18 protein-coding genes and 1 pseudogene are annotated in these 18,941 nt (G+C 62.8%); 9 read left to right on the forward strand and 10 right to left on the reverse strand.

What is annotated here, in order from left to right; genetic code table 11:
* Positions 1–98 precede the first annotated feature (98 nt).
* Complete coding sequence (locus LIW51_RS39080; protein WP_368411760.1) at positions 99–407, forward strand: hypothetical protein; 309 nt, start codon at positions 99–101, stop codon at positions 405–407.
* A 97-nt stretch (positions 408–504) separates the two neighbouring features.
* Positions 505–885 (forward strand): secondary thiamine-phosphate synthase enzyme YjbQ, encoded by a 381-nt coding sequence (locus LIW51_RS07785; RefSeq protein WP_227376625.1) that lies wholly within the window; start codon positions 505–507, stop codon positions 883–885.
* On the opposite strand, the gene LIW51_RS07790 is transcribed toward LIW51_RS07785, so the two are convergent.
* The 6 genes from LIW51_RS07790 to LIW51_RS07815 form a co-directional block, all read right to left on the reverse strand.
* Complete coding sequence (locus tag LIW51_RS07790; protein WP_227376626.1) at positions 882–1,181, reverse strand: zinc ribbon domain-containing protein; 300 nt, start codon at positions 1,179–1,181, stop codon at positions 882–884. The two genes, LIW51_RS07785 and LIW51_RS07790, sit on opposite strands and share 4 nt — an antisense overlap.
* Before the next feature lie 185 nt (positions 1,182–1,366).
* Positions 1,367–2,965: a uracil-xanthine permease family protein gene (locus LIW51_RS07795; RefSeq protein ID WP_227376627.1), complete on the reverse strand. Its 1,599-nt coding sequence runs from the start codon at positions 2,963–2,965 to the stop codon at positions 1,367–1,369.
* Positions 2,966–3,041: 76 nt separating this feature from the next.
* Positions 3,042–4,058, reverse strand: coding sequence for a carbohydrate kinase family protein (locus tag LIW51_RS07800; protein WP_227376628.1), 1,017 nt, complete (start codon positions 4,056–4,058; stop codon positions 3,042–3,044).
* Between the two features lie 121 nt (positions 4,059–4,179).
* Entirely contained in the window at positions 4,180–4,416 is a 237-nt protein-coding gene (locus tag LIW51_RS07805) for a hypothetical protein (RefSeq protein ID WP_227376629.1), read from the reverse strand.
* 108 nt (positions 4,417–4,524) lie between these two features.
* Positions 4,525–5,295, reverse strand: a complete 771-nt coding sequence (locus LIW51_RS07810; RefSeq protein ID WP_227376630.1) for a sugar phosphate isomerase/epimerase family protein — start codon at positions 5,293–5,295, stop codon at positions 4,525–4,527.
* Between the two features lie 88 nt (positions 5,296–5,383).
* On the reverse strand, positions 5,384–6,298 hold the full coding sequence (locus LIW51_RS07815) for a hypothetical protein (protein ID WP_227376631.1): 915 nt from the start codon (positions 6,296–6,298) through the stop codon (positions 5,384–5,386).
* Between the two features lie 175 nt (positions 6,299–6,473).
* Here LIW51_RS07815 and LIW51_RS07820 point away from each other — a divergent pair, with 175 nt between their 5' ends.
* From LIW51_RS07820 to LIW51_RS07835, 4 genes are all read left to right on the forward strand, one after another.
* Entirely contained in the window at positions 6,474–7,445 is a 972-nt protein-coding gene (locus LIW51_RS07820) for a gluconate 2-dehydrogenase subunit 3 family protein (protein ID WP_227376632.1), read from the forward strand.
* Positions 7,438–9,207 (forward strand): GMC family oxidoreductase, encoded by a 1,770-nt coding sequence (locus tag LIW51_RS07825; protein WP_227376633.1) that lies wholly within the window; start codon positions 7,438–7,440, stop codon positions 9,205–9,207. The genes LIW51_RS07820 and LIW51_RS07825 overlap by 8 nt, the downstream gene beginning before the upstream one ends.
* 126 nt (positions 9,208–9,333) lie before the next feature.
* Entirely contained in the window at positions 9,334–9,504 is a 171-nt protein-coding gene (locus LIW51_RS07830) for a hypothetical protein (protein ID WP_227376634.1), read from the forward strand.
* On the forward strand, positions 9,498–10,832 hold the full coding sequence (locus tag LIW51_RS07835) for a hemolysin family protein (RefSeq protein ID WP_227376635.1): 1,335 nt from the start codon (positions 9,498–9,500) through the stop codon (positions 10,830–10,832). Before LIW51_RS07830 ends, LIW51_RS07835 begins: the two co-directional genes overlap by 7 nt.
* Before the next feature lie 60 nt (positions 10,833–10,892).
* On the opposite strand, the gene LIW51_RS07840 is transcribed toward LIW51_RS07835, so the two are convergent.
* The 3 genes from LIW51_RS07840 to LIW51_RS07850 all read right to left on the reverse strand — a co-directional run bounded on the left by LIW51_RS07840 (position 10,893) and on the right by LIW51_RS07850 (position 15,630).
* Positions 10,893–11,567 (reverse strand): hypothetical protein, encoded by a 675-nt coding sequence (locus LIW51_RS07840; RefSeq protein ID WP_227376636.1) that lies wholly within the window; start codon positions 11,565–11,567, stop codon positions 10,893–10,895.
* A 242-nt stretch (positions 11,568–11,809) separates the two neighbouring features.
* On the reverse strand, positions 11,810–13,024 hold the full coding sequence (locus tag LIW51_RS07845) for a Cdc6/Cdc18 family protein (protein WP_227376637.1): 1,215 nt from the start codon (positions 13,022–13,024) through the stop codon (positions 11,810–11,812).
* 1,175 nt (positions 13,025–14,199) lie between these two features.
* Entirely contained in the window at positions 14,200–15,630 is a 1,431-nt protein-coding gene (locus LIW51_RS07850) for an aldehyde dehydrogenase family protein (RefSeq protein ID WP_227376638.1), read from the reverse strand.
* A gap of 166 nt (positions 15,631–15,796) precedes the next feature.
* On the opposite strand from LIW51_RS07850, the pseudogene LIW51_RS07855 reads away from it, so the two are divergent.
* Positions 15,797–16,112: pseudogene (locus LIW51_RS07855) on the forward strand (ferritin-like domain-containing protein).
* 125 nt (positions 16,113–16,237) lie between these two features.
* The gene (locus LIW51_RS07860; RefSeq protein ID WP_227376639.1) at positions 16,238–16,972 is read left to right on the forward strand and encodes a hypothetical protein; all 735 of its coding nucleotides are present in this window, start codon (positions 16,238–16,240) and stop codon (positions 16,970–16,972) included.
* Between the two features lie 85 nt (positions 16,973–17,057).
* On the opposite strand, the gene LIW51_RS07865 is transcribed toward LIW51_RS07860, so the two are convergent.
* Complete coding sequence (locus LIW51_RS07865) at positions 17,058–17,735, reverse strand: DUF7504 family protein (RefSeq protein WP_227376640.1); 678 nt, start codon at positions 17,733–17,735, stop codon at positions 17,058–17,060.
* Between the two features lie 112 nt (positions 17,736–17,847).
* On the opposite strand from LIW51_RS07865, the gene LIW51_RS07870 reads away from it, so the two are divergent.
* Positions 17,848–18,936 carry an NADH:flavin oxidoreductase/NADH oxidase gene (locus LIW51_RS07870; protein WP_227376641.1) on the forward strand — a complete coding sequence of 363 codons (1,089 nt, stop codon included), beginning with the start codon at positions 17,848–17,850 and terminating at the stop codon, positions 18,934–18,936.
* Positions 18,937–18,941 lie beyond the last annotated feature (5 nt).

Raw genomic sequence — 18,941 nt, forward strand, 5'->3', positions numbered from 1 at the left:
CATTCAAAGCCATGGATAGTCGAGTTACGAATAGTTCTTTCGGTTAACAGTTATTAAATTTGATAATTTCCGGGTTCAGTGTCGTCTATTTGTACGTCGTGGTTTCAGCTGCCGGCGATTTTGAGCTACTGCCGATCGAGGCGATCGTTTCGGCGGGAATTCATCTCGTCCCGTTCTTCGATTCGAGACTCGTACTTCGCCATCGCCTCGTCCAGGGCCGCACCGGCGTCGATATCCAACGATTCAGCAAGCGACAGGAGCGAAAAGAGCGCATCTTCCAACTCGTTCGAGTTGACCGAAATCGCGTCGCGTTTTGCACCGTAGGCGGTCGATTCGTTCGCATCTTTCGCCAGTTCGCCGACCTCCGACGCGAGGTCGAGCAGTCGGTATGCGGGTGGCGCGTCTAGCTCGTTCTCGGCGAAAACCGTGCGACGGTCTGTTGCTCTTTCATGGTTGTTTCATTTCGGGCCGGGAATTTAGACCCCGCGAGTCGAAGTCGGGGTGATGGAACTCGAAGTGAGAACCGCCGAGCGCGTGGACATCGTCAACATCACCGACCGAGTGGCGGAGTGCGTCGCCGACTCCGCCGACGCCGACACCTGCACCGTCTTCGTGCCGCATACGACCGCCGGGGTGGTCGTCAACGAGAACGAACACCGTCTGCTCACCGACCTCGAAAACGCGCTGTCGCGTCTGATTCCGGAGGCCGACGACTATCAACACGACCGAATGGACGACAACGCGGACGCACATCTCCGGTCGGCGTTGCTCGGTGAGCACGCGACGATTCCCGTCGAGGACGGCGAACTCCAACTCGGAACGTGGCAGTCGATACTGTTCGTGGAGTGCGACGGACCGCGGACGCGCCGGGTGGTCGTCTGCTAAACGAACCGTTCTCCGCAGTTTCGACACTCGACTTTCTTCTTCCCCGTCGCGGTTCGCTCGACCGTCAGCGAACCGCCGGAGTTGCACTGCGGGCAGACGCTCTTCCCCGTCTCCGTGGCCTGCTGCTGTGCCATCCACCGTAGGTTCCTCTCGGCGGTGCGGAGTCGTACCTTCGTCACTTCGAGTTCGTCCCGAAGCGATTCGATCTCCGACTTGTTGCTTCCGGCAGGCGCGTCGTCGGTCGTCGAGTCGTTGGTGGACGATTCTGTCGTGGTCTCCGAATCATCTGCCGTCATTGGAATCCCAAATGCGATGTGCTATCGCTACGCACGCTAGGAATGAACAAAAGGTTGTGGGTGTATATTTTTCGGGTTAGTTGATTCCCTATCGCAAAGGCCGAAGTTTCGTAGCGAATACGCCGACCGTCGTCGATAGTTTTTATTCCCTATCAAGTCACAAAACCCGATTCGTCCGAACCGCGTCAGTCGGCCCGCGAGGAGTCGGTGCCGCGACCGGAGCCGAATCGCTCGAAGGCGCTCTGGAACTCGCTTTCGTCCTCGGTGATGGCCTCCCACGCTTCGAGACCACGCTCTTCTCGCGTTCCTTCGACCGTGTTGTCGAGGACGAACGCGACGATGCCGCCGACCGCCATGCCGGTTCCGAGGATGACGTAGAGGGTGTTGGAGACGAGGTCGGTGCCGAGCACCGGGCCGAGCACCGCGACCCCCTCCATGCCCGCCTGGAACACTTCGGCACCGCTCCGCTCCACTCCGACGCCGAGTTGGCCGATGTAAGCCGGGATGGCGAGACCGGCGAAAAGGGCGAGGCCGACGATGAATAGGTTGCGCGAGGAGTCCATATCGACGTACTTCAGGTTCGATAGGCCGACCGCGGCTATCTGTCCGAACATGGCGATGAACAGTCCGCCGACGATGGGTGCCGGGATGGTCGCCACGAGTTGGCCGAAGTAGCCGACGAAGCCAACGACGAGCATGACGACCGCGCCGATCTGGACGACGTAGCGCGAGGCGACGCCCGTCAGACCGATAGCCCCGATGTTCTCGGAGTAGGAGGTCGAGCCGTTGCCGGTGCCCATCATTCCGGCGAAGACGCTCGCGAGGCCCTCCATCCCGATTCCGTGGTCGATCCGCCTCCTGCTCGGCGCGCCGACGCCGGAGAGGCGAGCGACGGCGTGGTAGTCGCCGAAGCTCTCGACCATCGAGGCGACGACGCCCGCGAACATCCCGATGATGTAGGGGAGCGTGAACTGGGGTATCCCCCACTGGAGGGGCATCACGGGCTGGATGAGGTCGGCTCGCACGACCTGTCCGTAGTTCACGTAGCCCGGCGAGGCCGGGGCGTAGAACCCCGTCCACGACAACACGAACGCGATAAACCACGCCGAGACGACGCCGAGCAAGACGGGGAACAGTCGAAACGCGCGGCGCTTGTTGAGGTACTGGGAGAAGAGGACGATGAGGCCGAGGGTGAGACCGAGGAGCCACCAGTCCTGCTGTGCTCCGGGTACGCTGGCGTTCACGTCGGTGATCTGGGGGACGCCGAACAACGACAGCCCGATGAGCGCGATGGTCGGCGCGATGACCACTGGCGAGAGGTACTTCTTCAGCCGTCCCATCAGCCCGAGATAGCCGACGATCACTTCGACGGCGCAAGCCGCGATGACCGCCCCTTGCAGTTCGAGCAGGGTCGTCTGCCACCCCGCCCCGATGACGCCGATGATGGCCAGTGCGGGCGCGAGCATTGAGAAGGTCGCCCCTTGGACGATGGGGTAGCGATTGCCGAACGTCGTCTGGGCGAGCGTCGCAACCCCCGAGACGACGAAGAAGGTGCCGACGAACTGCGCCGTCTGCTCAGTCGGCATGTTCATCGCGCTCGCCAGCGCCAGCGGGACGGCGATGTTCGCGCCGATCATCGTCAGGTAGTGCTGGAAGCCGAGGAATATCGACTCCAGCAGCGGCGGTTTGTCTTCGATACCGTACTCCACGAACGACGCCTCTTCGAGGTTCGCGGGGCCTTCCGGCTCTATCGTATCCGTCGTATCGCCTGTCGTGTCGGTCATGCGTTCTCAGCCACGGTCTGTTTTCGGATCCCTCGTAGATGGCTTAAAAGTGGCGTTACGAATCGCATCACTTTGGCTACGAATCTCGCAACTTCGCGACCGAGTCGCGCGTCGGGAGCGCCGTCATCGCGCCCGGTTCGGTCGTCGTCAGGGCGGCGACCGCGTTGGCGAACGCGAGCACTTCGGCGAGCGGTTGGCCGTCGGCCAGCGAGGCTAGCGCACCGGCGGTGAAGGCATCGCCCGCACCCGTGGTGTCGACGACCGAAATGTCGTACCCCTCGTGAGCGGCCGCCCCGGCACCCCACGGAGCGTCGGCGGTCGCGTGCGCGTACGCTCCCGCGCCGCCGAGCGTGAGCAGGACAGTGTGCGGTCCCTCCTCGCAAACGTCGGCCGCGAGGTTGGCAGGGTCGCCGGAGTCGGGCGGATTGGCGGCCGCGGCGAGGTCGGCGGAGTCGGCGAGGTCGCGGGCGCTGAATCCGGCCATCTCGAGGTCGTCTGGGGTCGCTTTCACGACGTCGACGAAGGGCAGCATCTCGCGGACGGCCTCGGCGAACTCGCCATCGGACCAGAGTTCGGGTCGGGCGTTCGGATCGAATACCACGGCGCAGTCGGCCTCGCGTGCGCGCTCCGCGAGGTCGAGCGTGGCCGAGCGAGCGGGGTCGGTCGTCAGCATCACGCCGCCCACGTACACCCACTCCAGTTCGGCGAGCGCGTCGTCAGACACGCCGCCGGGTCGAAGTCGAGTGTCCGCCGTCCCGTCGCGGTAGAACGAGAACGCCCGGTCGCCCGCCTCGTCGTGGGTCACGAACGCCAGCGTCGTCTTCGCGTCCGGGTCGCGCTCGACGAACCGGTCGGGCAGGTGGTCGGCGAGCGCGTCGACGAGGAAGTCGCCGAAGGGGTCGCGGGCGATTTGCGTCCAGAACCACGGCGTCTCGTCCAGTCGAGAGAGCGCCACCGCGACGTTCGCGGGCGCGCCGCCCGGCCTGCGCTCGAACCCCGACACGTCGGAGAGCGGGCCGGGTCGCTCCGGCAGGAAGTCCACCAGCGTCTCGCCCGAGACAAGGATTCGCGGCGTCGGCGAGTTCTCCGTCATGGTTTTGCGTGTGCGAGCCAGCGACAAAGGATTTGCTCACGCGATGTCGGAACGACGTCGATCGGATTCCTCCCCGTAACGACCGGTTCAGGTGGGTACGACCGCTCGAACTCCGTCGGTCTTATCGTCGTTCTTCGGACAGAGTGTCCGCTTTCGAACCCTTCACCGCACCGTACCAGTGCGCGAGCAGAACCACCGCGAAGAGCAGGGGAACGTACGTCACGACGAACTCCAGCAGCTCCCAGATTTCCGCCGCGTCGAACGCGTCGCTCAGAAGCTGTATCACGACGACGAGTTGCAACGAAATCAGAGCGGGCAGTCCGACAAGTGCCCCCTGATAGATATCCTCTCGAACCATCTTCTGCGAGAAAGACGGTCAGCTGACATAAGTTCTGCCCTTTCAACTTCCGAGTGAGATTCGGCTTCGAGATAGTGCGACCACCCTTCGATTTCGATTTTCCACGGATTACAACAGCTCGTCCAAGTACGCCTTACTGGTCTCGATGTAGCCGTAATCGAGCGTGAACACCTCCAGCGAGAGGGTTCCGTCCCAACCGTCGGGCAAGGCTCCGAAGATTTCGCGGAAGTCGATGGTTCCCGCCCCGAACGGGAGGTGTTCGTCTTTCTCCAGTCGCGTGTCGTTCAGGTGGAAGTGCGAGATTCGGCCGCCGTACTCGCCGACGAACGCGGCGATGCCCTTCGATTCCAGGCCGTCCATCCGCGCGTGACCCGTGTCGAGGGTCATCGAGGCGTCCGTCTCCTCGAAGATGCGGTCGAAGTCGTGGATGGAGAACCAGCCGCCGGGAATGTTCTCGACGCAGATTTCGAACCCCCGTTCGCGGGCGAACTCGTCGAGGGTTGTCACCGACTCGACCACGTTCGACCCGACCACCTCGGCGTCCCAGGCAGGTTTCCACGCGTTCGAACTGGCGTGGACGACCCCCTTCGTCGCCCCGAACTCGCTCGCCGTCTCGACGGCCGCCTGCAGTTCGCGGACGGCCCCGTTCCGAACGTGCTCGAACGGCGTCCCGATGTCGAGGGCGAACGGGAGGTGAACCGCGAGGTCGATGCCGCACTCGTCGGCCCGCGCCCGCACCGCGTCCGGGTCAAGACGCTGACGTTCGGTCGCCCCGTCCATCATGAGTTCGACGTAGTCGAAGCCGAGGTCGCCCGCGACTTCGAACGCCTCCTCGTAGGCCATCCCGACCTGTGTGACGAATCCCGTCGTCGCGTTCATATCGGTCGCTCGGCGGGCGACGTGTTAGCTTTGGCGGGGCCGAAACCCCTCACCGACGGGCGAGAACCGACGACAGGGAGTTCGGTCGTCACGATCGAACGCTCTGGTTCTGCCCGCCGGTGAGCGAGATTTGAGTGGTCTGGTTGCTGTCAAATGCGTACACGCCGTGGTCGTAGGTTCCCGGTTCGCCTGCTATCTGGCCCGAACTGATCTGGAAGGTCACCGTCTCCGACTCGTCCGGCCCTAGCGTCACCGTCTGGGTCTGAACGACGACCCCCCCGAATCGGTACTGTATCACCTCCGTTCCGGCCCTGTCGACCGGATTTCGCACCTGCGCGGAGACCTCGAAGGACTGGCCGACCGAGACGTTCTCCGGCGCGCTGATGTTCGTCACCTCGAAGGACCGCTCTCGCGGGCCGGCGAGTTCCCCGCCCGGAGGAACGCGCGGTTCCCCGACGCTCGCGTTGACGTTCGTATCGCGGAAGACGACTCCGTTCGCTTCGACCACGACGAGTCCGAGACCCAATCTGGCGTGTGAGACTGTCTCAATCGGGAAAACGGCGGGATTTCCGCGTTCGATTCCCCGCCGAACCTGCCGCGCCTCGGCGGGAGTCACGTCGTCACCCACCACGAATCGTGCGTTCGTCACCGCCGCCGACGCGTCCCCCGCGACCACCGCCCCGCGCTTCACGAACAGCGACAGCGTCCCATTTCGGAGCGTCAACAACCCTTGTTCGACCCGGAGCGGAACGCCGGCCACCGAGACCGTCTCTCCCTCTATCTGCACCGGTTCGAAGGAAGCGTTGTTCTGCTGAGTACCCTGCGCGCCGTTCTGTTGCTCGACGAGTCCGTTTCGTTGAATATGGTCGTTTCCTCGATCGTTCGTCTCGTGTACCGGAATGCCATCCCCCATCGAAGTGCTCTCCACTGCGGCACCCCCGACCGCGGGGCCGGTGACGAGCGCGACCGTCATCAAAACGACGGCGATATGATACATCTGCATCACAATGAGCGTACTTCGGTCTGCGCGTTAAACCGACCAGACCGTTCGCGTCGTTCGTCGGTGACACGAGCGATTACCGTCTCGGGTGTCGCGACAAACGCCGTAATACTCCGTGAACTGTCCATAACGGTCGATAATTATTATTCAGTCCCGCTGGTCGAACCACCGGGATACGATGTCAGGCGAACAACCAGAGACACGATTCGACTTCACAGAGACACGATTCGACTTCACGCGACGCGCGTTTCTCGAACAGTCAGGGTTCGCGGGGGGAGCGATGATACTCGCGGGGCAAGCGGCGGACGTCGCCCGCGGCCGGACGCAGCAGGACGCGCCGGAGGGGGATGCGGGGGTAGACGAGGAGGCGCTCGTTCAACTCGACATCGACCAAGCGCGATTGGTGCAGGCGATGGCCGCCCGAGTGTTCCCGTCCGACGAGTTCGGTCCGGGCGCGGTCGAACTCGGCGTCGTTTACTTCATCGACCGCCAACTGGCCGGACTGTCCAACGGGTGGGGAGAGGGGGCGAACTGGTACATGAAAGGGCCGTTCGTCACCCGATTCGAGGGTGCGATTCCGAATCAGGGATGGCAGTCGAACCTCGTCCCGCAGGAAGCCTACGAGTTCGCGCTGGAGTGGATAGAGGAGTACACGAACGACCGATACGGTAGTAGCTTCGTCGACCTCTCGCCCGACCAGCAGGTCGAGGTGCTCACCGCGCTCGAAAACGACGAGGTGGACACCTTCCGGTCGGTCAAGCCGTCGGAGTTCTTCACGCTCTTTCGCACGAACGTCTTCGAGGGCGCGTACTGCGATCCGGTTTACGGCGGAAATCGTGGCATGCAGGGGTGGCGGATGAAGCGCTTCCCCGGGTCGCCGGGGGCGCTCGGGAGCTACAAGCAGCTGATCGGCAGGGAAAGATTCATCCGAATCCCGCCGCGAAGCGTCGAAGACGACGTGGAGTCCGTCGGCGTCGAAACCGGCGCAGGGTCGTCGGGGTCGTCGGAGTCGTCGCAGGGAGCGGTTCACAACCACGACCACGGTTCGCGCTATGAACTGAAGGGAGACGGTCGGAACGACGAGGACCGCAGCGGCGGACACCACTCCCACGAAAGCGGGGGAGACGAAGGGGGTGACGCCGATGCCTGAAGTGTTAGACCCCGTGGACGTGGTCTGTGTCGGCGTCGGGTGGACGGGCGGTATCATCGGCAAGGAACTCGCGGAAGACGGCAAGCAGGTCGTCGGCATCGAGCGCGGCCAGGAGCGCGGACCGGAAGATTACCTCACGATGCACAACGAACTGCGCTACGCCCTGCGCTACGAGATGATGCAAGACCTCTCGAAGGGGACGCTCACGTTCCGAAACAATCCGAACCAGAAGGCGCTGCCGATGCGACAACTCGGGTCGTTCCTCCCCGGCAAGGGCGTCGGCGGCGCCGGCGTCCACTGGAATGGCCAGACGTGGCGGTTTCTCCCTTACGACTTCCAGATTCGCTCCGAGACGCTCGACCGGTACGGCCCGGAGAAGATTCCCGAGGATATGCAACTACAGGACTGGGGCATCACCTACGAGGAACTCAGGCCGTACTACCTCCAGTTCGAGAAGATGACGGGTATCTCCGGTGCGGCGGGCAACCTCGAAGGCGAGATTCAAGATGAGGGTAACCCGTTCGAGGGGCCTCGAAACGAGGAGTACCCGACGCAACCGATGATCACCTCGCCCGTGCTGGGGCGATTCATGGAAGCGTCGTCCAGCGTCGGTCTCCATCCGTTCATGGCGCCCTCGGCCAACCTCTCCGAACCGTACACGAATCCCGACGGTGTCGCCCGCGGACCGTGTCAGTACTGCGGCTACTGCGAACGGTTCGGCTGCGAGTGGGGCGCAAAAGCCGATCCGACGGTCACCGTACTGCCGGTCGCACAGGAGACGGGGAGCTTCGAACTTCGAACGCAGTGCGACGCGCGCCGCCTCATCTACGACGAGAACGAGGGTCGCGTGACCGGCGTGAAGTACGTCGACACCGTCGATAACACGGTGTACATCCAACCGGCGGAGGTCGTCGCGCTGACCGCCTACATCCTTTGGAACGTCAAACTGCTCTTGCTCTCAAACATCGGCGAACCGTACGACCCGAAGACGGGCGAAGGAACCGTCGGGAAGAACTACTGCTACCAGAACTTCGGCGGTAGCGCGGCGGGCTTCTTCGACGAGGAGGAGTGGAACCTCTACATGGGGGCGGGCGCGCTCGGGGCGGCGGTGGACGACTGGAACGGCGACAACTTCGACCACACCGGCCTCGACTTCCTGCACGGCGGCAACATCGCCATCAGCCAGACCGGGAAACGACCGATCGCGAACAACGATGCGCCGCCCGGCGTGGACAAGGAGTGGGGTGCCGAGTTCAAGCGCGCCAGCGTCAAGTATCACAACAGCACCGTCAACATCTCGGCGCAGGGTGCCGTCTTACCCCACCGGACGAACTACCTCGACTTGGATCCGACGTACACCGACGAGTGGGGCGACCCCCTGCTCCGGATGACGTTCGACTGGACCGAACAGGACCGCAAACTCGCCGCGTTCGAGGGGCAACGCTGTGCCGAAATCATCGAGGCGATGAACCCGACGAAGATGGGCGTCGGAACGGAGGTCATCGGCGAGAACGGCCACTACGACATCCGCCCGTACCAGTCTACGCACAACACTGGCGGGGCCATCATGGGATCGAACCCGAACGACTCCGTCGTCAACTCCTATCTCCAGTGTTGGGACGCGGAGAATCTCTTCATCCCGGGGGCGTCGGCGTTCCCGCACAACAGCGGCTACAACCCCACCGGAACGGTCGGCGCACTGGCCTACCGTGCCGCGGACGGTATCAAGCAGTACTTCAAGCGACCGCGGACGCTCGGCTGAGACGTCGGTCTCGCCGAACTTCTCTGTCGAAGTCCGATTCGACGATATCGGAACGAACCTTCGTATCGGCGCGGTTCGGCCTCGTTCGTCGCTACCGTTTTGTAACATCACGAACTATGATTAGGTATGCTCGGCTCCGCCGAACTGGACGGCGACTTCCTTACCGCCAGCGACGTTTCCTTCAACCTCGGAGCGGACGTTCTCCGCGACCGGCGCACGACTGAGACGCCGAACACCGACGAACCTCCCGATGACGTATCGGGTCGAGACGATTCGCCGCTAGTGGAGCGATGGTAGACCTAACTATCTCTCTCTTCCAGCTTCTCGTCGCGTTCTTCTTGGTGTTCATGAACGGTTTCTTCGTAGCCGCGGAGTTCGCCTTCGTGCGAATACGCCCGACGAGGGTCGGCGCGCTCGTCGACGAGGGGAGGCGATCCGCGAAACTGGTCGAGGAGGCGACGCGGAATCTAGACGACTACCTCGCAGTCTGCCAGCTCGGTATCACCCTCTCATCACTCGGACTGGGTTGGATCGGAGAACCCGCCGTCGCGGCGCTCATCGAACCGGTTTTGGGGTCGCTCCTTCCGGCGAGCGCCATCCACGTGGCGGCCGTCGCGCTGGGGTTCAGTTTCATCACGTTCCTCCACGTCGTCTTCGGAGAACTCGCGCCAAAGACGTTCGCCATCCAAGAAGCCGAGCGAATCGCGCTCGCGGTCGCCCCGCCGATGAAGTTCTTCTACTACGTCTTCGTTCCCGGCATCGTCGTGTTCAACGGCACCGCCAACTTCTTCACTCGTCTCGTCGGCGTCTCGCCGGCGGCCGAGACCGAGGAAGTCCACACCGAGGAGGACGTACGGATGGTGCTTTCGAAATCGCAGGAGCAGGGCCACATCGACACCGATGAGGCGGAGATGATAGAGAGCGTCTTCGAGTTCGGCGACACGGTCGCCCGCGAAATCATGGTGCCGCGACCGGACGTGGAAACCATCCCGGCGGCGATGCCTCTCGAAGCGCTTCGGTCGGTCGCCGCCGAAGGGAGCTACACCCGGTACCTCGTACTCGACGGGGACGAGGGCGAACAGCCGGCGGGGTTCGTCCACGTCAAGGACGTGCTCCGCGCAGTCGAGTCCGGCGAAGACGCGTCCACCGCCCGCGACCTCGCGCGCGAAGTGCTCGTCGTCCCCGAAGACCGGCGCATCGACGACCTCCTCGCCGAGTTCCAAGACCGGGAGATACAGATGGCGGTGGTCATCGACGAGTGGGGCGCGTTCGAGGGAATCGTGACCGTCGAAGATATCCTGGAGGAGATAGTCGGCGAAATCCGCGACGAGTTCGATATCGAAGAGCAGGAGCCGTCCGTCGAGAAACTCGACGGCGGTGCGTACGCGATGGACGGTCACGTCGCCATCCAAACGGTCAACAAGGTGCTCGGTACGGACTTCCGGAGCGAGGATTTCGAGACCATCGGAGGTCTCGTGCTGAGTCAGTTGGGACGCGCCCCGGAAGTCGGGGATCGAGTGGAGTTAGACGGCTACAGCCTGCACGTCGACCGAGTCGAGGACAATCGCATCGCTCGCGTCACGGTCGAAGAGCGAACGCAGGAAGAGACGGAAACGTCCGATTAGCGGCTCGTCTTCCGAGCGACCCCTTTTGCCGGCCGTCGCCCTGATCACCGCAATCACCGCCTAGTAACCGCCATCACCGCCTCCACCGCCTTGGTTGCTGCCTCCGCTACCACTTCCACCACTACCGCCACCACCGCCTCCCTGCATATTCACCTGTCCGACCATCGTCGTCGGATGGATGACGCAGACATACCGTGCGACGTCCTGCGTGGCGACGAATCGGAGTGTCTGGGTTGCTCCCTGTTGGGAGACGGTCTCCGTCACCTCGATAGCGTCCTGCGGTGGCTGTACCTGTCCGCCGCCTTGATTTCCGCCGCCACCGCCCTGATTACCGCCGCCACCGCCGGTATTCGTCTGCACGTCCGGGAAGATGACGGCGAGGTTCTGTCCGTCGGAGTTCTGCAACGCGAAGTTGTGCGGTTGGCCGTCGAGATTCTCCCACGTCACTTCGTACACCTGCCCCGCCTGCAACTGAAGGGTCGGGTTCTGCTGTCCGGAGATGGACTGCGGTGCGCGCCCTTGCCACGCCTGGACTTCACCGCCGAGACGGAACGATTCCGCAGGCTGCGGCGTCTGCTGGGCGGTCGAAACCGCGGAAACCGCGGAGAGTCCGACGAGCGCACCGCCGGTGACCGCGAGAAATCGTCTTCGTGTCTGCCCCGAACTGCGCGTCCGGTCGTTTCGGGTCCGGCTTTGGCGACGCGTCTGGTCGTCGGTCGATCTGTCGTTCGTCATACCACAGAGGCCACTTCGGGCACGTCAATAAACGGAAGTCATCGTTCGCGGTGCAGGACGATGAACGAGGATGAACTAGGTGGCGTTTCGCCGCGGTAATCGGGACAACCCGTTCCGAAACCTCGCCCCGAAACTTCGTTCTGAAATCGCGTTCCGAATCGCGTAGCGAACGATCAGCTACCGTGCGGCGAGTGCGACGGGTTAGACGTGCGGGCAAGACGTAGTGGGTCGAACGTAGCGAGTTAAACGTAGCCCTTGACGCTCGTGTGGACGCCCATCGCTTCCAGCGTCTCTTCCAAGGCGTCGAGCACGACGGCGAGATTTTGCTGGAGGGCGTACTCACGATATTTCCCGCCGGCGGAGCCTTCGTTGATCTCGGAGACCGAGAGGATGCCGAGCATGGCGAGGTCGTCCAGATGTTCGCGGAGCCATCGAGCGGTGAGAGCTTCGCGCTGGGCCGCCTCGGAGAGCGCCTTGTACCGGGAGTAGATCTCGCGCGATCGGGCGGGCGTCTCACCCTCGGCTTCGAGGGTGGCGAGGGCGTAGACGACCAGTCGCTCGTGGTCGTTCAGGTCGGCGATGCCGCGGGCGACCTGCTCCCGTTCGAGGAGGTCGCGGCCCCGGCGGACGTGCTCCTCGGATACCTTCTCGGCGTTCTCCTCGCGCGCGAGGTCGCCCGCCTTGAGCAGGAGATCGAGCGCTTTGCGCGCGTCGCCGGATTCCTGCGCGCCGAAGGCGGCGCAGAGAGGTATCACGTCGTCCGTGAGCACGTCGTCTTTGAATGCGACTTCGCGGCGCTGTTCGAGGACGGCCCGAAGTTCGTTGGCGTCGTATGTCGAAAAGGAGATGGAGCGCTCGCAGAGCGACGAACGAACCTTCGGCGAGAGCCCGTCGCGGAACGTGAGGTCGTTGCTGATACCGATGAGACCGATTCTGGCCTCGGTCAGATTCTCGTTCTCGCGCGCACGCGAGAGTTGATAGAGGATGCTGTCGTCTTTGAGATGGTCGATCTCGTCCAGCACGAGGAGGATGATGCCGCCGTGGCTGTCGAGTTCGTCCCACATCAGTTCGTACACCTGCGACCGCGAGTAGCCGGTTTCGCTGATGCGGTTGGCGGGGTCTCGGAGGATGTTCACGAGGTGGCTGGCGACGCGATAGCTCGAGTTCAGTCCGTCGCAATTGACGAGTTCGGTGAAGATGTCGAGGTCGTCGTAGTCGTCCGCGTTGTTCTCCAGTTTGTCGAGCAGGAACCGCGTCGCGGCGGTTTTCCCCACTCCGGCCTTGCCGTAGAGGAAGATGTTGTCCGGTTGCTCGCCGTAGATGGCCGGTTGGAGCGCCCCGTGATACTCCTCCAACTCGGAATCCCGTCCGACCAGCGTGTCCGGCGTGTAATCGTCCAACAGCGCCTCCCGATTCTTGTAGGGAGAGTGTTCTCGGACGAATTCGAAAGAAGCCATTACTCCACCGCAAACGGAGGAGAGCCATAACCTTTCCGAACCACCCGTTCCGCTGATTCCTGAGATTCGTGAGAGTCGTCTGTGTCAGACGTACAGCGTTCGTGGCGGGAGTCTTCGATTCGCGGTCGCCGCGCCGGAACGGGATGAGAACGGCGGAATCCACCCGTTCCTTTGATTCCGTTGTTTCTTCTGACTCGGATGTTTAAATACCACCCCCACCCCTTCGTTCCGCTGTGTCGGGAGACAGCGGGGTGGAGGTGAGCGGAAGGCGTCTCCGAACAAGAAAGATTCAAGACATCCCACTCACAACCATATCCACAAACCCAACGAAATAGACTATTTCACCGAAATGGTCTATTGATATTTCTCCGGAAACGTCGTCACGTGTCGGGCAGCTCGTCACCCACCCACGCCCGCGTCGAAAGACAGAGGAAAAGAGGGGTGGGGGTATTTATAAGCTCCTCAGACAGGGGAAACTCCGGAAACGACGCCGACAGCAACCGCTTCATCCGGCGCTAGCGAACAGCGGAGCGGTGGGACGACGAAAACGTCAGCAAAAGCGGACAGCGACGGGAACCGGCGAACGCACTCGGACGAGAAACAGCGGAACGACGGTGTATGAGTGTGCGATACAGTGACGTGAGACGGCGGGCATTGCAGAACAGCAACGGCGTGAACCAGCAGACGACAGGGAAGAAATGACGCGGAACAGCCAGCGAGAAATGAACAGCGGAACAGCGGGGTTCGCCGGGTGCACACCCGCAGCGTCAAGGAAGAACGTCAAGACAGCGGAACGACGGGGTTCCGAAGCAACTCACCCGACGACCGGAAGTGCCGTTGAAAGGCGCTTCAGCGTCGCTACTTCCAAAAACAACGGAATCGTGAGGTCGCCACCGGTTTGTCGCTGATTCGTATCGCGTCAGACACAGCGGAACGATGGGGTCGAATCGATCGCTTGCGTGCCCGAAGACAGCGGAATGACGGGGTTGGACGGACGCGAACGTAGCCCGATTGCACCGTGATCGGCTGCGGATGCTCCGCTTACCAAACGGTACTTGCAGAAGGCAAACCGTAGAAAGGACACTCCCAGAAAGGAGATTCACGGCGAGAAAATTCATAGAAAGGGAGTTCTCAGAAAGATACCTTCGGAAAGCCTTTCGGAAGGTGAACGCCGGTTAGAGGATGATACTCTTTCTCCGCACCATCTCTTCAATGGTGAGGTGAAGTCCCTGCCGACCGATGCCGGAGGCTTTGTTCCCGCCGAACGGGATGTCGCCGAGTCCGTGGCTCGGCGCGCCGTTGATTCGCACCGCTCCGGCGTCGAGTTTGTCGGCCATCCGCCGCGCGCGGTCGTAATCCTTCGTGAACACCGAGGCGTCGAGCGCCAGATCGCTACGATTCGACAGCTCCAACGCTTCCTCCTCGCTCTCGAAGGTAGTCACGGCCGCGATGGGGCCGAACTGCTCTTCGTCGATGATTCGGGCGTCGTGCGGGACGTTCGCAAGGAGGGTGGGTTCGAAGAACTGACCGTTGCGCTCGCCGCCGCGCACCAAGTCGGCACCCTTCTCGACGGCGTCCTCGACGAGTTCCTCCACCCAGTCGGCCTGCTCCTCGCTGATGAGCGGACCCATCTGGGTCTCCTCGTCGAACAGGTCGCCGACCGTCCACTGGTCGATGGTCGCGTCCAGTCGCTCGACCACTTCGTCGTGAACGTCCTCGTGCGCGACCACTCGGCTCACCGCGGAACAGCGCTGTCCGGCGTACTTGAACGACCCTTTTGCGCAGGCTCCGGCAACGTCGGAGAGGTTGGCGTCCGGAAAGACGACGGCGGGCGCGTTTCCGCCGAGTTCCATGTGCAGGTCGACCATTCCACTCGTGCGCGAGACGTGCTTTCCCGCGGCGCTGGAACCGGTCATCGCCACCATGTTGATGCGGTTGTCGCCGACGAGCAGGTCGCCGATCTCGCTCCCTCGCCCTGGCGTGAAGTTGAACGCGCCGTTCGGAACGTCGACCTCCGAAATCACCTCGGCCAGAATCGCGGCGCTCACCGGAGTTTTGCTGGCCGGTTTGAGGATGACGCAGTTGCCCGCAGCGAGCGCCGGAGCCACCCAGAGCGCGGTGGTGGAGAGGGGGTAGTTGTACGGCGTGATAGCGAGCACGGTTCCGATGGGTTCCGGTTTGACGATGGCCTCCCAGCCTTCGTGGCCCTTCGTCGTTCCCTCGCGGTACTCGCCGCGGAGGTTGTGGGCTTCCTCCGCGGCTCGGCGGAACCGCTCGGCTGCGCTCTCGACCTCGCCGCGCGCGCTCGAAATCGGCTTCCCGGCCTCGCGGACGATTACGTCGGCCAACTCCTCCTTTCGTTCGAGCAGACCGTCGGCGATGGTCTCCATCCACTCGGCGCGCTGGGGGATGGTCGTCTCGCGCATCTCCGCCTGCGCGCGCTGTGCCGCGGCGAGTGCTTGCTCGGCGTGCTCGGCGTCCGCGGCGGCGACCTCGGCGAAGACTCCGTCCTCCGCGAGGTCGGTCACGTCGAGCACGTCGTCGGCGTCGAGCCACTCACCGTCGATGTAGAGTTGTTCTCGTCGGTGGATGCGTTTCTGTGACATGGTTGCTCTTTGGTTCTCGGCAGGTAAATTATTTACTCACATTCGGATTAATGCCGGTAAATTGCTTTTATGCCATTCACCCGTGGAACGCTCTCCTCGCACACGAACGTTTCTCACGAGGACATTTTTTTATACTGGCCGCGGGCGTACTTCGGTCGGGGGTTCGATGAGTCAACAGCAACAGGTTCGCCGACAAGCGGGCACCGTCGAAACCAATCCGGTTCGGTTGGACGTGGAGAAAGCCGGACAGATCGTCGAGGCGCTGAACGCTGACCTCGCGGCGACGTACGTGCTCTATCTTGCGGAACGACCTCGAAGCGTACGACGACATCATCGAGAGCGTCAGCAGTCACATCAAATTAACCGAGAATTTGGGTGACTATGCGACGGGCGAGATACTGCGCGAGCAACTGGTGGAGTTGGAAAAGTACGCTCACGACGCCGGCAACTTCCTCGTCCGCGACTCGCTCACGCTCTGGTAACGAGCATCCTCTTGAACTTCTTCTCACTTATCTCACGGACTGGAATCACTCACGCTAATTATTTCTCGTAATAATCTCGCTGAAAGTTTTATGCCGTATCACCCGGAGGTGACGACAGCTATCGCATGGTTTCGAAGCGCTTCTTGCGGGAATCTCGGGAGCTAATCGAGCGAGGCGACGGCCGCTACAAGTTCCTCCAGCACCGAGACGAACGCTGTCTCAGCGCGCTGGTCGCGGCAGGTCGGGGAGTCGTCGCCGTCCAAGGGATTCCGTCGGCGGACAAAGCCGCCTACCTCGACGTACTCGGCAAGATAAACTACCAGTACTTCGAAGCGCGCGGGTTCGAGCGCAATGTTAGCGGTAAGTTCTATCGCTACGACGAAGAGGCGGAGCGGCGGTTCCGGTCGGCCATCACCGAGAAGTTGTCCAGTCCCGTCGAACAGCTCCATCGTCTGCTGTCGGCTCACGACGCGCTCCTCGAATCGGCCGACGACGTCGATGTGGCGAGCGCATCCGGCGACGGTGCGGCGAAAACGATGAACCGCGACGGGCCGAAAGCGTCGGGGCAGACCGTCTCCCGAAAACGGGAGACGACCGTCGCCCGGCAGACGAACCGCGCGGTTCGAGGGGGTTGGTATCTGGTCGTCGAGTTGTACAACCACTCGCTCGACTCCGGCGAACGAATCGCCGAAGGAAAGCGATGGAGACGCCAGCGCCTGTACGGCCAACAACGCATTCCCGGCGTCGAGCAACTGCTCGACACGCCGCTGTTCGAACAGGTGACGAGCGACGACCTTGCTCGGCTTCGGGAGCTAGATCGGTTCGCTCCGGCGGACGCGCACAAGATCGGCACCGGTTGAGCAACCGACACCAGTGGCTACTGACCGAGTAGCGGTTCGAAGCTCACTCTAAAATACTTCGTCCAAAGCTCCGAGTCGCCCCCACTCAGAGCGATAGCCAACCGGTCGTCACGTCCTGTCGGACGAGGTGCCACCGCTGTTCCGCCACCTCGCCCGTCGCGCACACTTCGACGACGGCGTCGAAGGCGGGCGACAACGTGCGGACGACCATTGAGTCCATATCCGCAGGGAGGTGGAAGTGAGCCATCCCGCGGACGTTCCGGATGCGTGCGGTCAGGACGTGCAGGAACCGGAACACCGACTCGCGGCTGTGCTCCTCCAAGAGCGGGGTGAGCGAGTCGAAACAGACGCGGAGTTCGCCCGACGCCAACCCGCCGCTCTCTCGCTCGAACTCGTCTATCGCCTCGGAGATGGTGATACCGAGGGAGGGAAGCGACGTACTCGTAACGACCGTCGTATCCGTCTCGCACCCGCCGCTCGATATCGCGGTGGCACTTCGAGTGTGGGTCGCTCGTTCGACGACCTTCACGCTGCCCGCGCTCGGTTCGTGCGAGTGGGTGTGGCCGCCGCGCGTTCTGACGAACACTCGTCGACGCGGCTCGGTTTCGGACTCACCGAGGAATCGGCCGCAAGCCTGCTCCATGACCGGCTCCGGCCCGATCAACAGGAGTCCACTTCCTCGGCGTTTCAGCCCTGCCAGTGTCCGCGTGAACACCGCCGCCGTTTCCGGCTTGTGGACACTGGTTTCGCCGCTGCATTCCATTGTTTGAGTAAGATACTACGATGTATAATAAATTTTTTGGGTCGCTCGGAGACATCGGCAAATCCGACGGTGTTTGTAGCAGTTTTCAGGGACGGATGCGTATTCGCTGGTGATGACCGACGACTTATTCAGTTCCTTCTCGCTCCGCGAGTGTTCGGCACGAAACCGCGTGATGGTGTCGCCGATGTGCCAATACTCCTGTGACGACGATGGACTTGCGACCGACTGGCACCGCGTTCACCTCGGAAGCCGTGCCATCGGTGGCGCAGGTATCGTGATGACCGAAGCGACGGCGGTCGAGCCTCGCGGCCGGATATCGCCGAACGACCTCGGCATCTGGAACGACGACCACGCGGACGCTCTCGCTCCCGTCGCGGAGTTCGTCGGCGAACAAGGCGCTCTCCCGGCCATCCAACTCGCCCACGCGGGTCGGAAGGCGAGTAAAACTCGCCCGTGGGACGGGAGCACCCCGTTACGACCTGACGAAGGGGGATGGGAAACCATCGCCCCGAGCGCGGACGCGTGGCCGTACGACGGAGACCCGCCGGAGATTCGAGCGATGACCCGCGACGACATCGAAACCGTCGTGGATGCGTTCGCGTCGGCGGCCCGGTGCTCGCTTGACGCCGGATTCGAGATCGTCGAAGTCCACGCCGCCCACGGTTACCTCCTCCACGAATTCCTGTCGCCCATCACCAACCACCGCGAAGACGAGTACGGCGGTTGTTTCGAGAATCGAACCCGCATCGTCCGCGAGGTGACCGAAGCCGTTCGCGCGGTGTGGCCCGACGACAAACCGGTGTTCGTCCGCATCTCCGCGACCGACTGGTTACCAGACCACGAATCGTGGACCGTCGAGGACTCCGTCCGCCTCAGTGACCAACTCGCCGACGTGGGTGCGGATCTCGTCGACGTGAGCGCAGGCGGCCTCCACCCCGACCAGCGGATTCCGAATCCCGGCCCCAACTATCAGGTTCCCTACGCCGAACGAATCCGCGAGGAAACTTCCCTCCCCGTCGGCGCGGTCGGCGGCATCACCGAACCGGCGCAGGCCGACGCACTCGTCCGAAACGAGCGCGCGGATCTCGCGGTCGTCGGGCGCGAACATCTCCGCGACCCGTACTTCACGCTCCACGCCGCGAAGGAACTCGGTGCGGAAGACCGCGTCGAGTGGCCGGTGCAGTACCGCCGCGCGACGTAGGCTCC

Origin of the sequence: Haladaptatus halobius (genome assembly GCF_020618475.1) — an archaeon.
Taxonomy (GTDB): domain Archaea; phylum Halobacteriota; class Halobacteria; order Halobacteriales; family Haladaptataceae; genus Haladaptatus; species Haladaptatus halobius.

What these genes read in the sequence shown, in the direction of transcription:
- LIW51_RS07870 (WP_227376641.1), top strand. Translation starts at nt 17,848, where the DNA reads ATGACCGACGACTTATTCAGTTCCTTCTCGCTCCGCGAGTGTTCGGCA.
- LIW51_RS07810 (WP_227376630.1), bottom strand. Translation starts at nt 5,295, where the DNA reads ATGAACGCGACGACGGGATTCGTCACACAGGTCGGGATGGCCTACGAG.
- LIW51_RS07785 (WP_227376625.1), top strand. Translation starts at nt 505, where the DNA reads ATGGAACTCGAAGTGAGAACCGCCGAGCGCGTGGACATCGTCAACATC.
- LIW51_RS07860 (WP_227376639.1), top strand. Translation starts at nt 16,238, where the DNA reads ATGGTTTCGAAGCGCTTCTTGCGGGAATCTCGGGAGCTAATCGAGCGA.
- LIW51_RS07805 (WP_227376629.1), bottom strand. Translation starts at nt 4,416, where the DNA reads ATGGTTCGAGAGGATATCTATCAGGGGGCACTTGTCGGACTGCCCGCT.
- LIW51_RS07815 (WP_227376631.1), bottom strand. Translation starts at nt 6,298, where the DNA reads ATGCAGATGTATCATATCGCCGTCGTTTTGATGACGGTCGCGCTCGTC.
- LIW51_RS07790 (WP_227376626.1), bottom strand. Translation starts at nt 1,181, where the DNA reads ATGACGGCAGATGATTCGGAGACCACGACAGAATCGTCCACCAACGAC.
- LIW51_RS07845 (WP_227376637.1), bottom strand. Translation starts at nt 13,024, where the DNA reads ATGGCTTCTTTCGAATTCGTCCGAGAACACTCTCCCTACAAGAATCGG.
- LIW51_RS07820 (WP_227376632.1), top strand. Translation starts at nt 6,474, where the DNA reads ATGTCAGGCGAACAACCAGAGACACGATTCGACTTCACAGAGACACGA.
- LIW51_RS07795 (WP_227376627.1), bottom strand. Translation starts at nt 2,965, where the DNA reads ATGACCGACACGACAGGCGATACGACGGATACGATAGAGCCGGAAGGC.
- LIW51_RS07840 (WP_227376636.1), bottom strand. Translation starts at nt 11,567, where the DNA reads ATGACGAACGACAGATCGACCGACGACCAGACGCGTCGCCAAAGCCGG.
- LIW51_RS07800 (WP_227376628.1), bottom strand. Translation starts at nt 4,058, where the DNA reads ATGACGGAGAACTCGCCGACGCCGCGAATCCTTGTCTCGGGCGAGACG.
- LIW51_RS07865 (WP_227376640.1), bottom strand. Translation starts at nt 17,735, where the DNA reads ATGGAATGCAGCGGCGAAACCAGTGTCCACAAGCCGGAAACGGCGGCG.
- LIW51_RS07835 (WP_227376635.1), top strand. Translation starts at nt 9,498, where the DNA reads ATGGTAGACCTAACTATCTCTCTCTTCCAGCTTCTCGTCGCGTTCTTC.
- LIW51_RS07830 (WP_227376634.1), top strand. Translation starts at nt 9,334, where the DNA reads ATGCTCGGCTCCGCCGAACTGGACGGCGACTTCCTTACCGCCAGCGAC.
- LIW51_RS07850 (WP_227376638.1), bottom strand. Translation starts at nt 15,630, where the DNA reads ATGTCACAGAAACGCATCCACCGACGAGAACAACTCTACATCGACGGT.
- LIW51_RS07825 (WP_227376633.1), top strand. Translation starts at nt 7,438, where the DNA reads ATGCCTGAAGTGTTAGACCCCGTGGACGTGGTCTGTGTCGGCGTCGGG.